Origin of the sequence: Arthrobacter horti (assembly GCF_030731045.1) — a bacterium.
In the GTDB taxonomy this organism is placed as follows: Bacteria; Actinomycetota; Actinomycetes; order Actinomycetales; family Micrococcaceae; genus Arthrobacter_E; species Arthrobacter_E nanjingensis.
Genome location: NZ_JAVALS010000001.1, coordinates 830,688 through 844,293 on the forward strand (window position 1 = coordinate 830,688; position 13,606 = coordinate 844,293).

Sequence of the window (13,606 nt, forward strand, 5' to 3'; positions counted from 1 at the left end):
CATGGGGACATGCTGAGCCCCACCTACCCGATCCGGACCGCCCGACTGCTGCTGCGCCCCATGACCGGCGACGACGTCGAGCCCATGCTGCGTTACAAGTCCCTCCCGGACGTGGTGCGGTACGTGCCCTACGGGCCTCTGAGCCGGGAGGACATCGCCGAGCGGATCACCACGCGCTGGGGCCGGACGGAACTCACGGAGCCCGGACAGGGCATGACCCTCGCGATCGAGGAACAGGGCACCGGCCGCCTGGTCGGTGACGTGGTGCTGTTCTGGCACAGTGCCGAGAACCGTTCAGGCGAGGTCGGTTACATCCTGGCGCCGGATGCCATGGGCCTGGGCTACGCCACCGAGGCGGCGGAGATGATGCTCCGGCTCGCCTTCGAGGAACTCGGGCTGCACCGCGTGGTGGCCCGCCTGGACGAGCGGAACGCGGCCTCGGCCCGGCTGGCGGAGCGTCTGGGCATGCGCCGGGAGGCCCGGATGGTGGACGAGGAATGGTGCAAGGACGAATGGTGCACCATGCTCATCTACGCGCTGCTCGAGGATGAGTGGCGGGCCGCGAACGCTGTCTGAACCTCGTTAAACACCTCAGGGCCGGTGAAAACCGGCCCTGAGGTGTTCAACGCGCACTGCGCGTTCATCGATCTACAAGATCAGATGGCCTCGATGTTCGCGGCCTGCAGACCCTTGGGGCCCTGCTGGACCTCGAAGGAGACACGCTGGCCCTCTTCGAGGGAGCGGTAGCCGTTGGAGTTGATCGCGGAGAAGTGCGCGAAAACGTCCTGGCTGCCGTCATCGGGGGAGATGAAGCCGAAGCCCTTTTCCGCGTTGAACCACTTCACGGTACCTGTAGCCATAATCTGTGTCCTTACTGAAGCCGGAGCTCAGTCCCGACTTTCGGGTCTCCGGTGTGGGATGCTCTCCACGGCTTACCTCAGAAAGACACCACGGTCACCCGTGGGCACTGCTCTGAACTACCCAATGCAAAACAACTGTTCCCAGTCTACAGGTGTACGCCGCTTGCGCCAGATCTGATTCCTTCATTCACGAAGACTTTCCTTCCATGACCCGCAGGCTGAGCCAGAGCACCAGCGTGTCGTCGGCCCCGGTCAGGCCGGCACCGGACAGGTCCACCCCGAAGATCTCCTCGATCCGCCGCAGACGGTAACGCAAGGAATTCTGGTGGAGGGACAGCTCCGCGGCCGTCCGGGCGGAGTCGCGCCCGGCGTCCAGGTAGGTCCGCACCGTGCGGATGTAATCGGTTCCGTGGCGTTCGTCATGACGGGCCATGGCCAGGGCCGCCGGGGACAGCAGGCCCTCACGTGAGCCGAGGACCGCACCCAGCTCCACCAGAGTGAGCCGGCTGTGTTCCTGAGCTGCGGTCGTGTAGTCGTGTCCGCCCGCCGTCGTCGACTGCAGGAGGAGGACCCGGTCCGCCGAGCGCCGTGAGCCTGCCAACTCCCCCACCGCGCCCACGACGGCGCCGAGGGCGGCCCGGAGCGGGAGCCGGAGGGAGACGGCCGCGCGGTCGATGACCCGCCGGGCCAGCGACTCCACGGACCGTTCCTGCCCGGGCTCCAGGCCCGACAGGAGGGCGTAGATGGTCCCTTCCAGCAGGACGCACCAGGTGCCGCGGCGTTGGGATTCGCATTGGATGCTGACCAGGTCCATGAGCCGGCTGAGGGTCACGGCCTCGGAGCCGGGCACCACATCCGGGGCGAAGGCGAGCACGGCGAACGGGCCTTCCGGCGCGAGGTTCAAGTGCCGCGCCACGAGCGCGCCATCGCCGTCACCCTCCAGGAGCCGCCGGAGGCCGTCGGCGCGCTGCTGGCGAGCCAGGTCGTTGCTGCTGCGCGCCTGGAGGAGGTGGAGGGCGGCGATGTCCGCCGAGCGTTCCAGGGCGGCCACCGAATCCTCCGGGAGGTCACCGTCGGCGTCCACCACCCAGATGGACCCGATCGGCTGGGTGCCGGCCCGCACCGCGATCGCCAGGCGGTCCATGGCGCCTTCACCCACGCCCTGGATGCGCACCGCGCCACGGGAACGGAACACCGCGGCGTACTGCTCGGCGTTCTCGGGCAGATAGGGCACCTGCCGGCCCAGGATGCCTCGCTGACGGTCGTCATCGATGGGCTGCTCGGGGAGGGTGGAGTAGGCCAGGACCTCCTCCTGCAGGTTCTCGATGGTGGTGGCCCCGCCGACCATCGCGGCGATGGCGTTCGCGAGGGCGAAGAGGTCGCCGACCCCGAGGGCCGTGGGGGCGTTGCTGGCCTCCGCCACGGCTCCGAGTGCCGATTCCAGGAGCGTGTCCAGATGCCGCCAGGAGAGCTCACCCTCCACCAGGAGCACGGCGGGCCCCTCGCCCGCGAGCGCCTCCAGCGCCTGACGCCCCTGGGGATCCGGCGCGGCCGGCCCGGACTTGAGCACGACGGCGGCGTACCCCTGCCGGGCGGCGCCGGCCAGGGCCTGCGCGGTCACCTCCGTCGCACCCGCCGGGAGCCCGACGCCCAGGAGGATTCCACCGGGCAGGGCGGGCAGTGGCTCCAACGGGTCCAGGATGACAGGACTGGACAGGGCCAGCTCAGGATTGCCGCCCAGGTGGTGCAGGCTGAGCCCTGCGGTGTCCAGCACGGACGTCAGCTCACGCAGCGTCCGCGGTCTGGTATCGGCAGCCATGGCACTCCTTGGTGTTCCAGCACTAAATTCTTTACCTACTTTAGTGCTCCACACTGAAGCCCAGGCCGGATCCGGACGACATAGTTGAGTGCATGCCCAACAGCCTTGAACCCCATCCCGTCGCAGCACAGGCCCGCCAGGCGGCGGAGGACGCCGCCCGGACCGCCGGGGTGACCGTGGTGGACGAACATGATCTGGAGAAGCAGCGGGACATCGACGCCCTGCTGGTCCAGATCTGGGGGACGTCCCCGCAGGGATCCCCGGTCCCCTTCGACATCCTCCGCGCCATCTCCCACGCGGGATGCAACATCACGGCCGCCTACCGCCCGGACGGAACCCTGTGCGGCGCGGCAGTGGCGATCGTGACGCCCGGCAGCACCGCCACCTATTCGCTCATCGCGGGCGTGGCGCCCGGCACCGGCGACCGGGGCGTCGGCTTCGCCCTCAAACAGCACCAGCGGGCCTGGTCCCTGGAACGGGGCATCGACACCATGACCTGGACGTTCGATCCGCTGGTCAGCCGCAACGCCCGCTTCAACCTGGCGAAGCTGGGTGCCCACGTCTCCGAGTACACCCGCAACTTCTACGGGCTCATGGAGGACGAGATCAATGCCGGTGACGAAAGCGACCGCCTGACCGCCGTCTGGCCCCTGGCCACCCGGACCGCCGTGGACTGCAGCGAAGGCCGGCCGCGCGCCGTCGAGCTCCCGGACCTCGCGGACGCCGCCGTCCTCGGGACGGGCCCCGACGGCGAGCCCCACCTGCTGGGCCACGGCGAGACCCTCTGGGTCCGCGCACCCCGCGACATCGTGAGCCTGCGCGCCCAGGATCCCGCCCTCGCCTCCGCCTGGCGCATGGCTCTGCGCAACGTCCTCGAACCCGCCTTCGCCTCCGGCCGAGTGGCCGACGGCGTCACCCGCACCGGCTGGTACCGGCTCTCCCCCACCCTCGTGGAGAACACCGTGGCAGCCGCCCAGGGCCTCGTCACCCACGCCTGACCGCCCCCTCCTTCACCTCCCAAGCCTCACTCCCAGTCCCGAGGAGCACTCATGCAGCACCACACCTCACTCACGCGTACCCGCTTCGCCCGCGCCGCCGTCGCGGTCTCCCTCCCTCTGGTCCTCGCCCTGTCCGCCTGCAGCGGCGGCGCCGAGGCCGACAGCGCCGCCCCCGCGGCCGCGCCCTCGGGCAAGGCGGATCCCGCGGCGTCGGCCGCGGTCCCGGACAGCTTCAAGAAGGCCGGTGTCATCAAGGTCGCCTCCGACATCCCGTACCCGCCCATGGAGTTCTTCGACGACGACCAGAACCTCATCGGCTTCGACGTGGACCTGGCGAAGGCCCTTGGAGACCGGCTCGGCGTGAAGCTGGAACTGCAGAAGCAGTCCTTCGACAGCATCATCCCGTCCCTGCAGTCCGGCAAGCACGACATCATCATGTCCGGCATGAACGACACGGCCGAGCGCGAGCAGGCCCTCGATTTCGTGGACTACCTGCACGCCGGATTCTCCATCCTGGTCAAGAAGGGCAACCCCGAGAAGATCACCGGCATCCTTGACCTCTGCGGCAAGAACGTGGCCGTGCAGAAGGCCACCGTGCAGGGAGACATGCTCCGCGGCTACGAGCAGAAGTGCAAGGACAAGGGCTCCAGCGGCATCAACGTCTCCGAACTGCCGCTCGAGACCGATGTCCAGACCGCCGTCCGCTCCGGCAAGGCCGTGGCCGACGTCTCCGACTCCCCCGCCTCCAGCTACACGGCGAAGACCGCGGACGGCGGCAACGCCTTCGAGATCGTCACCGACCCGGCCAACCCGTCCGGCTACATGCCCGTTCACACCGGCATCGGCGTGCTGAAGAAGGACAGCGGCCTGTCCAAGGCTCTGGAACTCGGTATGAAGTCCCTCCTGGCGGACGGCAGCTACGCAAAGATCCTGGACAAGTACGGCCTCTCCGACTTCGCCGTCAAGGACGCCGGCATGAACCTCGGCAAGGACACCAAGTGAGCAGCGCGGCTCCCACGGCACCGACGAGCCGCCGTGCGGCGGCGGTGGCCTCAGCGCCCGACGACGACGTCGTCGCGATCCCCCTGCGCCACCCGTGGCGCTGGGTGGTCGCCACGGTCCTCGGGCTCAGTCTGGTGTGGCTGATCTATTCGATGTGGACCAACCCGAACATCAGCCATCAGACCGTCACCAAGTACCTGTTCAACCCCCGGATCGTGAACGGCGTGCTCCTGAGCATCCTGATCACCGTCATCGCGATGCTGGTCTCCACCGTCCTGGGCGTGTTCCTGGCCATCATGCGCCTGGCCCACAACCCGGTCATGAACTTCTTCGCCTGGCTGTACGTCTGGGTGTTCCGTGGCACCCCTCTCCTGATCCAAATCGTGTTCTGGGGCTACCTCGGCCTGCTGTACCAGCAGATCACCCTGGGCGTCCCGTTCACCGACTTCACGGTGTTCTCCGTGGACACCAACACCCTGGTCCCCGCCTTCACGGCCGGTCTGCTGGCCCTGACCCTGAACCAGGCCGCCTACTCCGCGGAGATCATCCGCGGCGGCATGCTCTCCGTGGACCCGGGCCAGACGGAGGCGGCCGCATCCCTGGGCATGTCCCCGGCCTACACGCTGTTCAAGGTGATCCTGCCGCAGGCCACGCGCGTCATCATCCCGCCCATGGGCAATGAGACCATCTCCATGCTCAAGCAGACCTCATTGCTCTCCGTCATCGCGGTGCTGGAGGTCTACACGGTGGCCACCCAGATCTCCTCGCAGAACCTGCGCCAGGTGGAACTGCTGCTGGTGGTCAGCTGCTGGTACCTGTTCCTGACCTCGGTCCTCTCCGTCCCGCAGTACTACCTGGAGCGCCACTTCGGCCGCGGCAACGGTGCCGCCCAGGCTCCCACCCCCCTCGGCCGCCTGGCCGCCCTGCTGCGCCGTGCCGGCGTGCTGAAGGCCCGCCCCGCCGTCGTCCGCCCCACCGAAGGAGGCCAGCCGTGAACGCCCTGACCGTCACCGAGCCCGTTCTGGACGCCGTCCAGACCGGCGCCCTGGTCCAGGCCCGCAACGTCCGCAAGAGCTACGGCCACGTGGAGGTCCTCAAGGGCATCACCCTGTCCGTGAAGCAGGGCGAGGTCATGTGCCTGCTGGGGCCGTCCGGCTCCGGCAAGTCGACCTTCCTGCGCTGCATCAACCACCTGGAGAGCATCGACGGCGGCCGGATCATCGTGGATGAGGAACTGGTGGGCTACGCCCAGCGGCACGGCCGGATCTACGAGATGAACGCCCGGGAGGTGTCCCGGCAGCGCAGCGGAATCGGCATGGTGTTCCAGCGCTTCAACCTCTTCCCGCACATGACCGCCCTGGAGAACATCATGGCGGCGCCCGTGGGCGTGAAGAAGGTGGAGCGGAACGCCGCGAAGACCCGTGCGCTGGAGCTGCTGGACCGGGTGGGCCTGTCCCATGTGGCGCAGCACTACCCGGCCCAGCTCTCCGGCGGCCAGCAGCAGCGCGTCGCCATCGCCCGCGCTCTGGCCATGGAACCGCAGCTCCTCCTCTTCGACGAGCCCACTTCGGCCCTGGACCCGGAGCTGGTGGGTGACGTCCTGGAGGTCATGCGGCAGCTGGCCGCGGACGGTATGACCATGATCGTGGTGACCCATGAGATCGGCTTCGCCCGCAGCGTCGCGGACACCGTGGTCTTCATGGACGGAGGCGTGGTGGTGGAGGCCGGCCCGCCCGCCGAGGTGCTGGATGACCCGCAGAACCCGCGCACCGTCGCGTTCCTGAATTCCGTGATGTGAAAGGACACCCGTGAAGATCACCAAGGCGACCATCACCCGCCTCGAGGTCCCGCTCAAAGAACCGTTCGTCGTCGCCTACGACACGTACCACACCATGCCCAGCATCGTGCTGACGCTGGAGACCGACGACGGCCTGGTGGGATACGGAGAGAGCGTTCCGGACGCGCACGTCACGGGTGAGACGCCGGGCGGCGCCGTGGAGGTGCTGCGGCATGAGCTCCTGCCGGCGATCCTCGGTATGGATCCGCGGGACATCACGGCCGTGCACCAGCGCATGGACGCCGCGATCCTGCGGAACGGCTCGGCGAAGGCCGCCGTGGACATCGCCTGCTGGGACCTGGCGGGCAAGGTCGCGGGGCAGCCCGTGTATGCGCTGCTCGGCGGGCGCAAGGAAGCCAACCCGTTCATCGCCCGGGTCATGAGCATCCTGGCCCCCGAGGTGCTCGCGGAGCAAGCCGTGCAGGCCCGGGCCGAAGGGTTCACCCATCTGAAGATGAAACTCGGCGGGAAGGACGGCCTGGACGTGGAGCGCGTGCGCGCCGTGCGCGCCGCGATCGGCCACGACCTGGCCATCCGGGTGGACGCGAATCAGGGCTGGGGCGATCCGGCCACGGCGATCGGCATGATCCGGGCGCTGGAGCCGTTCGGGATCGACTGGGTGGAGCAGCCCATCCGTGCGGACGACGTGGACGGCTTCGAGCTGATCCGCGCCCAGGTGGGCGTGCGTCTCATGGCGGATGAGGCCGTGGTGACGCAGGGCGATCTGGCCCGCTTCGTGAAGGCCCGGAGCGTGGACATGGTCAATCTGAAGCTGCAGAAGAGCGGCGGCATCCGCGCGTGCCACCGGCTGGCCACGCAAGCCGAACTGGCCGGATTCACCGTGCAGATCGGCTCCATGTTGGAGACGAGCATCGCCTCCGCCGCCGGCTACCACCTGGCCCTGGCGCACCCGGCCATCGTGTCCACCGAGCTCTCCGGCCCCGTGAAGTTCGCCAAAGAACCGGGGAACCTGGAGTTCCGCATCCCGGAGGTCCTGGTCTCCGAGCGGCCCGGCCTGGGCGTGGACGTTGACCAGGACGTGCTGGACGAGCTGACGGTGGACCGCTGGGAGGTCACGGCGTAGCCGCGCCCGCCTGATGCGTGGGAACCCCTGAGGAGCCGTCCTCAGGGGTTCTTCGCGTCAGGGCCCCTGGCCGGAAGATCTCCCGAACGGATTGTCACGCTCCTGTCGATCGGCGCCGCGCCCGATCGTCTTGAGAGTGAGCCCGGAAGGGGCCACCATCGAATCAAGGAGGACAGAGCCATGCGATACACACTGCTGCTGCACTACCCGGAGATGACCGCGGAGGAACTTGGTGAGGAGGTCCTGGACCAGGGCAAGGCCGCCATGGCGGGCTACGCCGCCACGCTTCAGCAGGCCGGTGTGCTCCTGGGCGCCGAGGTCCTGCAGCCCTCGCATGCCAGCACCACCGTGACCACCCGTGACGGGAAACTCAGGATCCAGGACGGGCCGTTCGCCGACTCCCGTGAGCAAATGGGCGGCTACTTCGTGATCGACGTCGCGGACCTGGACGCCGCCATCGGCTGGGCAGCTCAGGCGCCCGGCGCCCAGTGGGGCACGGTGGAGATCCGCCCGGGGGCCGTGCACACGGTGGACGGCGTATGGACGCCGAACGCCTGAGCCATCCACGGGGAAGGGACGACGACGGCGCGCGGGCGGCCGCCGAACTGGCCGCCCGCGCGTCGTACGGGCGCCTGGTGGCATTCCTGACGAGCGGCTCCGGGGACGTACTGCTGGCCGAGGACGCCCTGGGCCACGCATTCGAGCAGGCGCTGCGGCGCTGGCCGGTGGACGGTGTCCCGGACCGCCCGGACGCCTGGCTGCTGTCCGTGGCCCGGAACCGGCAGCGTGACGACTGGAAGTCGGCGCGTCGCCGGCTGTCCACTCCCCTGGACGAGGCCGGAGAACCTGCCATGACCGATCACTCCGAGGATTTCCCGGACCGCCGGCTGGCCTTGCTGCTGATGTGCGCGCACCCGGCCATCGCGGAGGACATCCGCACGCCGCTCATGCTGCAGGCCGTCCTGGGATTCGACGCCGCTCAGATCGGGGCCGCTTTCGCCGTACCCACGGCGACAATGGCCCAGCGTCTGGTCCGGGCCAAACGCCGTATCCGGGACGCCCGCATTCCGTTCGAACCACCTGGTCCGGAGGCACTGCCGGACCGCCTTCCCCCGGTGCTGGAGGCCGTGTACGGCTGCCTGGCGGTGAGGCCTTCCGGTCCTGACGATGGACCGGCTCCGTCCTTGGCCGAGGGGTTGTTCCTCGCGGAGCTCCTCGCGTCGAGCCTGGCCACTGATGCCGAGGCGTGGGGGCTCGCCTCCATGGCGGCGTTCCTGGCGTCCCGGCCGGCGACCGGACCGTTCGTCCCGCTCGAGGAGCAGGATCCCCAGGCCTGGCACCCGGTGCTGATGCGGCGGGGACGGGAGTATCTGGAACGGTCCTCCCGCCTGTCCGCCGGCGGGGCACCCGGCCGCTTCCAGCTCGAGGCCGCGATCCAGGCCGCGCACGCGGATCGTGCCCGTACCGGAGAGACCCCGTGGACAGACCTGGCCACGCTGTACGCGGCGCTGAACACAGTGGCTCCGACCCTCGGCTCCCTCGTGGCGGAGGCCGCGGTGCTCCGTCGCGCCGACGGGCCCCACGCCGCACTGCGGAGACTGGACGCCGTCGCATTACAGTTCCCCGGTGCCGTCGAGAGGTTCCAGCCCTTGGCGGCGGTGCGCGCCGATGCACTGGAGGCGGCCGGCGACGCCGACGGTGCGGCGGAGGCCTGGGAGAGAGCGCTGGAGCTCAGCGCCGAGGAGCGTGTACGGGCGTACCTGCGGCGGCGCCTGGATCTGCTGCGGACGGATCGGCTGCAGACGGACGAGGGCAGGGTGTGAGCCGCGCGGCCGGCGTGACGCCGGCCGTCCCGCTTGGCAGACTGGGGCCATGACCCTCCGACTCAGCCCACTCAGTCCTGACCGGTTCCCGCAGTGGTTCGCCAGAAGCTGCTCCGAATACGAGGCGGACCTGGTGGCCACTGGGGAAACCCCGGAGGACGCCCGGCGGCATGCCCAGCTTTCCCTGGAATCGGCGTTCCCCACCGGGTCCCAGACGGCCGGCAATGCCGTCTTCGACGTCCTGGACGGTGACGACGTCGCAGTGGGCTATGTGTGGGTGAGAAGCGGTCCGCCGGAGGAACCGCACGAGTGGTGGATCTACGACATCGTGGTGGAGCCTGGTCACCGTGGCAAGGGGTTCGGCCGGGCCACCATGCTCCTGGCCGAGGACTACGCCCGGAGCCAGGGCGCCACCGCAATGCGCCTGAGTGTGTTCGGCTTCAACGCCACGGCCCGCGGGCTGTACGAGTCGCTGGGCTACGAGACGGTGACCTTGAAGATGAAGAAGTCCCTCGTGCCGGACCATTGACAGATGTTAGATTCTTTACATGAGTAAGGATCTTCCGACGAACCCCGTGGCGGCGCGGTCGCGCCTCGCACTGCTGGACGCCGCCACCGGGCTCCTTGATGCCCGCCCCGCCGCGGAGATCTCGATCAAAGATGTGGTCTCCGCTGCCGGTATGAGCCGCCCGACCTTCTATCAGCACTTCACCGACGTCGGGGATGCGTTCGCGGCCGCCGGCATGAGCCGTTTCGAGAGCGCCGTGGCCGGCATGCCGGATGCCGGGCACAGCGACGGCGTGCCCGGTACGGTCCCCGCACTGTTCGGCGCCCTCCTGAGTCGTCTGAGTGAGCACTCGCTCTTCTACGCACGGGTCGGTGAAAGCCCCGGCGGCGCACCCTTCCACGCCGAGGCGGTCCGGGCCACTTCGGAGTGGCTGCACCGGGAACCACAGCTGACAGGCACGGTGACGGAAGATGGCGCCACCCGCGAGTTCCTCGCCGCCGGGGTGGTCTGGACGGTGATGCGGTACCTCACCGAGAGCTGCCGGGACACCTCGGTCCCGAGCCCCGAGGGGACGCTCGCCCGGCTCCTCCTCTCCTTCGAGCCGGTTCAGTCCTCCGAGTAGAGATCCATCAGCTCCCGTCCCAGCCGCGCCAGGAGCCGTCCGACCTCCGGAGAGTCCACGACCTCCACCAAAGAGCCCCAGCCGGCCAGCTTCCGCGCGACGTCCATCGGCACCGATCCGGCGACGCTCACTCTGGCCCTTCCGTCCGGCTCCGTGCCGAGTTCGTCCAGGTGGGTGCCGAAGTGGTCCCTGAGGACGGGAAGGTGCCCGGGATCGAGAAGGACGGTGACACGGACCCGTGAACGCCGGCCCTCGATCTCCGCGGAGACGCCGTTCCAGAGCCGGAGGACATCCAGATCCGCGGGACGCTCGAACAGTTCCCCGGAATCCTCCAGCCCCTCGATCCGGTCCACCCTGAACGTTCGCGGCCCGTTGTCCGTCCCGGCCAGCACGTACCAGATACCGCCCTTGTCCACCACCGCCCACGGATTCACCGCCCGGACGCTCCGCTCTCCCGCACTGCGGCGGTAGTCGAGCCGGAGCCGGCGGCGGTCGACGACGGCGTTCTCCAGAGCGTCTGCCAGCTGCGGGCGCTGCGGAGCCGGTTCGCCCCAGCCGGCACGGTCGGTGACCCTCGCCGCCGCGGCGGCCTCGGCGTCGTCCCGGAAGCTGGGCGGCAGTGCCCGGAGGAGCTTACGCAGGGCGGGGGCCGCGCCGTCGGGCAGCTGCGGTGCGGAGCCCAGCAGCAGGAAGAGCGCGCGAGCCTCCGGGGCGGTGAGCCCTGTCAGATCCGTGCGGGAACCGCCCAGGAGCTGCCAGCCCCCTCCCCGGCCGGGTTCGGCGTAGACGGGTATGCCGGCCACGGACAGCGCCCCGAGGTCACGGCGGGCTGTGGCCAGGGAGACTTCGAGCTCCCCGGCCAGTTCGGCGGCGGTGACCTTGCCCCGGGCTTGAAGGATGAGCAGGGCGGACACCAGACGATCGGCACGCATGGGACCAGAATCCCAGAAAAACAGCTCATAAGGTGAGCACTTATCGGGCGCACAGTGATTCCAGGAGCCCGGGCACACGGCCCGGCCGAAGGAAGGATCCGGTCATGCTGCGAGGAATCGCCACCGTGAACATCTACGCGGAGGACCTCAAGGAGGCCCGCCGCTGGTACACCGAACTGCTGGGCGCGGAGCCGTACTTCGCGCGGGAAGTCGACGGCGGACTCGCCTATGTGGAGTTCCGCATCGGTGATTTCTCCACCGAGCTCGGCATCATCGACGCCCGGTTCGCTCCGCAGCCGCGCGGCACCCGGGAGACCGTCTCGGGTGCGATCGCCTACTGGGCGGTGGATGACGCGGAGGCTGCCTTCACCCGTCTGCTGGAACTCGGCGCCACGGAGCATCAGGCCGTCCGGACGCAAGGGCCCGGCTTCGTGACGGCGTCCGTGGTGGACCCGTTCGGGAACTTGCTGGGTGTCATGGAGAACAGCCACTACGTCGAGGTGGTGGAGTCGGTCCGGTGAAGGCGGTCATTCCGGCACATTGCCGGTGTCCGCGCCCAGACGGAATGGCGTCGTGACCCCCTCATACACCACGTGGGTCATGAGTCCCTCGGCAGCGTGGGGAAGATTGTGGCAGTGATCCATCCAGAGGCCCGGATTGTCCGCGAGGAACGCCACCTCGTAACTCTCCCCCGTTTCGACGTTGAGCGAGTCCACCCACCAGGGGCTCCCCGTGGCCGGCGTGCCATTGCGGCTCAGGACCACGGCGTGGTGCCCGTGCAGATGCATCGGATGCGATTCACCGCTGGCGTTGCTGATGCTGATGACCACCACGTCACCGCGTGAGGCAGGGAACGCGGGTATGTCGCGGCCGGTCTTGCCGTTGACCGTCCACCAGAATCCCGGCTTCCCGTCCAGGAATCCGGGCGCACGGCCGATGTCGTAGCGGTAGCGCCGGTTGGCCTGCGAAGGGTCGAAAGGCAGGCTCACCGGTGAGCCGTAGCTGAGCGGGTCGAGCGTCGCGGACGGTGCCGCGGTGTCCCGCACGGTGGACGACGACGGCGCGCGGCCCGCCGTCGTCGTGCTCAGCAGCAGCGACGCACCGGGGACCTGGACGCGGACGCTTGAGCCTTCGGGCACTGTGACGCCCAGATCCGCGCGGGCGCCGGCCGTGACGAGGACCTTCTGGCCCGTGACCGGAGTCGGGCCATTGACCTCGTGGCCGTCGATGGCCAGGAGCCGGTACGGAGCGCCGGTGGTCCAGGCGGAGATGGGCGAGTTGTCCGTGTTGATGACCCGCACGCGGACTTCCCGGCCTGCGGGCACCTCCTGCCGGAGCTCACGGCCCTGGCCGTTCAGGCTGCGGGACGCTCCCGGGTAGTTGTGCACCACCAGGGGGATGTCCAGGCTGCCCGGCACCTCGGCGGCGGGCAGCAGGACCAGCGCACCGAAGAGGCCCTCCTGCACTTGGGTGTGGGACATCTGGTGGGAGTGGTACCAGAACGTCCCGGCCTGGCGGGCCAGGAACCGGTAGACGAAGTCATGGCCCGGGCGTAATCGGGCCACCTTGGTGCCGTAGGAGATCCCCAGAAGCACCAGGGCGACCAGAGGGATGAGCATCTCTCCGTTCATCCCATGGATCATGAATCCGAAGACCTCGGGGAATGGTGGCGGACCAGATCTGCTCTCGGGATCGAATGCCCCTCCATTGGTGAGGAAATGGTCGAGCCCGGCAGCTCCCCAAGCGACCGTGGCCGCCTGGACAGCCACGAGGGCGCACAGAAGATAAGCAAGAATTCTGTAGGTGGTACGCATCTGACAGTCCCTGTCTGGGCGAAGCGATATCGGTCAGGCAGCGACGTCGCGTGGGCGGCCACGGTTCGGCGGGTGCTGCCCTTCGGTGTTCGTGACGGGTCTGTGTGGCCTTGCCGGGCGGTCGTGTCCCGGGTGTTAAATGCAGCGGCCCCGGGAGCGTCGTTGCTTCCGGGGCTTCGCTGGTGGTTGTGTCCGGCGGTGTCCTACTCTCCCACACTCTCTCGGGTGCAGTACCATCGGCGCTGTGGGTCTTAGCTTCCGGGTTCGGAATGGGACCGGGCGTTTCCCCCACGCTATGACCGCCGTA

General features: G+C 69.0%; 15 protein-coding genes and 1 rRNA gene. 11 read left to right on the top strand and 5 right to left on the bottom strand.

Features of this window, described 5'->3' with window-relative positions; translation table 11 throughout:
• The first annotated feature begins 9 nt into the window (after positions 1-9).
• Complete coding sequence (locus Q9R02_RS03715) at positions 10-576, top strand: GNAT family N-acetyltransferase (protein ID WP_305995279.1); 567 nt, start codon at positions 10-12, stop codon at positions 574-576.
• Positions 577-656: 80 nt separating this feature from the next.
• Here the strand turns inward: Q9R02_RS03715 and cspE are convergent, their stop codons facing one another.
• A complete protein-coding gene (gene cspE / locus Q9R02_RS03720; RefSeq protein ID WP_305995280.1) occupies positions 657-860 on the bottom strand; it encodes a transcription antiterminator/RNA stability regulator CspE in 204 nt (67 codons plus the stop codon).
• Positions 861-1,047: 187 nt separating this feature from the next.
• Positions 1,048-2,679 (bottom strand): helix-turn-helix domain-containing protein, encoded by a 1,632-nt coding sequence (locus Q9R02_RS03725; protein WP_305995281.1) that lies wholly within the window; start codon positions 2,677-2,679, stop codon positions 1,048-1,050.
• A 92-nt stretch (positions 2,680-2,771) separates the two neighbouring features.
• Here Q9R02_RS03725 and Q9R02_RS03730 point away from each other — a divergent pair, with 92 nt between their 5' ends.
• The 9 genes from Q9R02_RS03730 (at position 2,772) to Q9R02_RS03770 (ending at position 10,553) form a co-directional block, all read left to right on the top strand.
• A complete protein-coding gene (locus tag Q9R02_RS03730; protein WP_305995282.1) occupies positions 2,772-3,677 on the top strand; it encodes a hypothetical protein in 906 nt (301 codons plus the stop codon).
• 51 nt (positions 3,678-3,728) lie between these two features.
• Complete coding sequence (locus Q9R02_RS03735) at positions 3,729-4,679, top strand: ABC transporter substrate-binding protein (RefSeq protein ID WP_305995283.1); 951 nt, start codon at positions 3,729-3,731, stop codon at positions 4,677-4,679.
• Entirely contained in the window at positions 4,676-5,674 is a 999-nt protein-coding gene (locus Q9R02_RS03740; protein ID WP_305995284.1) for an amino acid ABC transporter permease, read from the top strand. The genes Q9R02_RS03735 and Q9R02_RS03740 overlap by 4 nt, the downstream gene beginning before the upstream one ends.
• Positions 5,671-6,477: an amino acid ABC transporter ATP-binding protein gene (locus tag Q9R02_RS03745; protein WP_305995285.1), complete on the top strand. Its 807-nt coding sequence runs from the start codon at positions 5,671-5,673 to the stop codon at positions 6,475-6,477. The genes Q9R02_RS03740 and Q9R02_RS03745 overlap by 4 nt, the downstream gene beginning before the upstream one ends.
• A gap of 10 nt (positions 6,478-6,487) precedes the next feature.
• The gene (locus Q9R02_RS03750) at positions 6,488-7,600 is read left to right on the top strand and encodes a mandelate racemase/muconate lactonizing enzyme family protein (RefSeq protein WP_305995286.1); all 1,113 of its coding nucleotides are present in this window, start codon (positions 6,488-6,490) and stop codon (positions 7,598-7,600) included.
• Between the two features lie 180 nt (positions 7,601-7,780).
• Positions 7,781-8,158, top strand: coding sequence for a YciI family protein (locus tag Q9R02_RS03755; protein ID WP_305995287.1), 378 nt, complete (start codon positions 7,781-7,783; stop codon positions 8,156-8,158).
• The gene (locus Q9R02_RS03760) at positions 8,140-9,423 is read left to right on the top strand and encodes an RNA polymerase sigma factor (RefSeq protein WP_305995288.1); all 1,284 of its coding nucleotides are present in this window, start codon (positions 8,140-8,142) and stop codon (positions 9,421-9,423) included. The genes Q9R02_RS03755 and Q9R02_RS03760 overlap by 19 nt, the downstream gene beginning before the upstream one ends.
• Before the next feature lie 49 nt (positions 9,424-9,472).
• Positions 9,473-9,952, top strand: a complete 480-nt coding sequence (locus Q9R02_RS03765) for a GNAT family N-acetyltransferase (protein ID WP_305995289.1) — start codon at positions 9,473-9,475, stop codon at positions 9,950-9,952.
• A gap of 19 nt (positions 9,953-9,971) precedes the next feature.
• Positions 9,972-10,553: a TetR/AcrR family transcriptional regulator gene (locus tag Q9R02_RS03770; protein WP_305995290.1), complete on the top strand. Its 582-nt coding sequence runs from the start codon at positions 9,972-9,974 to the stop codon at positions 10,551-10,553.
• Here Q9R02_RS03770 and Q9R02_RS03775 read toward each other — a convergent pair.
• Complete coding sequence (locus Q9R02_RS03775) at positions 10,538-11,485, bottom strand: helix-turn-helix transcriptional regulator (protein ID WP_305995291.1); 948 nt, start codon at positions 11,483-11,485, stop codon at positions 10,538-10,540. The genes Q9R02_RS03770 and Q9R02_RS03775 overlap by 16 nt on opposite strands.
• Before the next feature lie 104 nt (positions 11,486-11,589).
• Here Q9R02_RS03775 and Q9R02_RS03780 point away from each other — a divergent pair, with 104 nt between their 5' ends.
• Positions 11,590-12,006 (top strand): VOC family protein, encoded by a 417-nt coding sequence (locus Q9R02_RS03780; RefSeq protein ID WP_305995292.1) that lies wholly within the window; start codon positions 11,590-11,592, stop codon positions 12,004-12,006.
• 6 nt (positions 12,007-12,012) lie between these two features.
• Here Q9R02_RS03780 and Q9R02_RS03785 read toward each other — a convergent pair whose 3' ends face one another.
• Together Q9R02_RS03785 and rrf are read right to left on the bottom strand one after the other, a co-directional pair.
• On the bottom strand, positions 12,013-13,116 hold the full coding sequence (locus tag Q9R02_RS03785; protein WP_305995293.1) for a multicopper oxidase family protein: 1,104 nt from the start codon (positions 13,114-13,116) through the stop codon (positions 12,013-12,015).
• Positions 13,117-13,489: 373 nt separating this feature from the next.
• A 5S ribosomal RNA gene (gene rrf, locus Q9R02_RS03790) occupies positions 13,490-13,606 on the bottom strand.

What these genes read in the sequence shown, in the direction of transcription:
- Q9R02_RS03760 (WP_305995288.1), top strand. Translation starts at nt 8,140, where the DNA reads ATGGACGCCGAACGCCTGAGCCATCCACGGGGAAGGGACGACGACGGC.
- Q9R02_RS03735 (WP_305995283.1), top strand. Translation starts at nt 3,729, where the DNA reads ATGCAGCACCACACCTCACTCACGCGTACCCGCTTCGCCCGCGCCGCC.
- Q9R02_RS03730 (WP_305995282.1), top strand. Translation starts at nt 2,772, where the DNA reads ATGCCCAACAGCCTTGAACCCCATCCCGTCGCAGCACAGGCCCGCCAG.
- cspE (WP_305995280.1), bottom strand. Translation starts at nt 860, where the DNA reads ATGGCTACAGGTACCGTGAAGTGGTTCAACGCGGAAAAGGGCTTCGGC.
- Q9R02_RS03715 (WP_305995279.1), top strand. Translation starts at nt 10, where the DNA reads ATGCTGAGCCCCACCTACCCGATCCGGACCGCCCGACTGCTGCTGCGC.
- Q9R02_RS03765 (WP_305995289.1), top strand. Translation starts at nt 9,473, where the DNA reads ATGACCCTCCGACTCAGCCCACTCAGTCCTGACCGGTTCCCGCAGTGG.
- Q9R02_RS03775 (WP_305995291.1), bottom strand. Translation starts at nt 11,485, where the DNA reads ATGCGTGCCGATCGTCTGGTGTCCGCCCTGCTCATCCTTCAAGCCCGG.
- Q9R02_RS03785 (WP_305995293.1), bottom strand. Translation starts at nt 13,116, where the DNA reads ATGAACGGAGAGATGCTCATCCCTCTGGTCGCCCTGGTGCTTCTGGGG.
- Q9R02_RS03780 (WP_305995292.1), top strand. Translation starts at nt 11,590, where the DNA reads ATGCTGCGAGGAATCGCCACCGTGAACATCTACGCGGAGGACCTCAAG.
- Q9R02_RS03755 (WP_305995287.1), top strand. Translation starts at nt 7,781, where the DNA reads ATGCGATACACACTGCTGCTGCACTACCCGGAGATGACCGCGGAGGAA.
- Q9R02_RS03725 (WP_305995281.1), bottom strand. Translation starts at nt 2,679, where the DNA reads ATGGCTGCCGATACCAGACCGCGGACGCTGCGTGAGCTGACGTCCGTG.
- Q9R02_RS03770 (WP_305995290.1), top strand. Translation starts at nt 9,972, where the DNA reads ATGAGTAAGGATCTTCCGACGAACCCCGTGGCGGCGCGGTCGCGCCTC.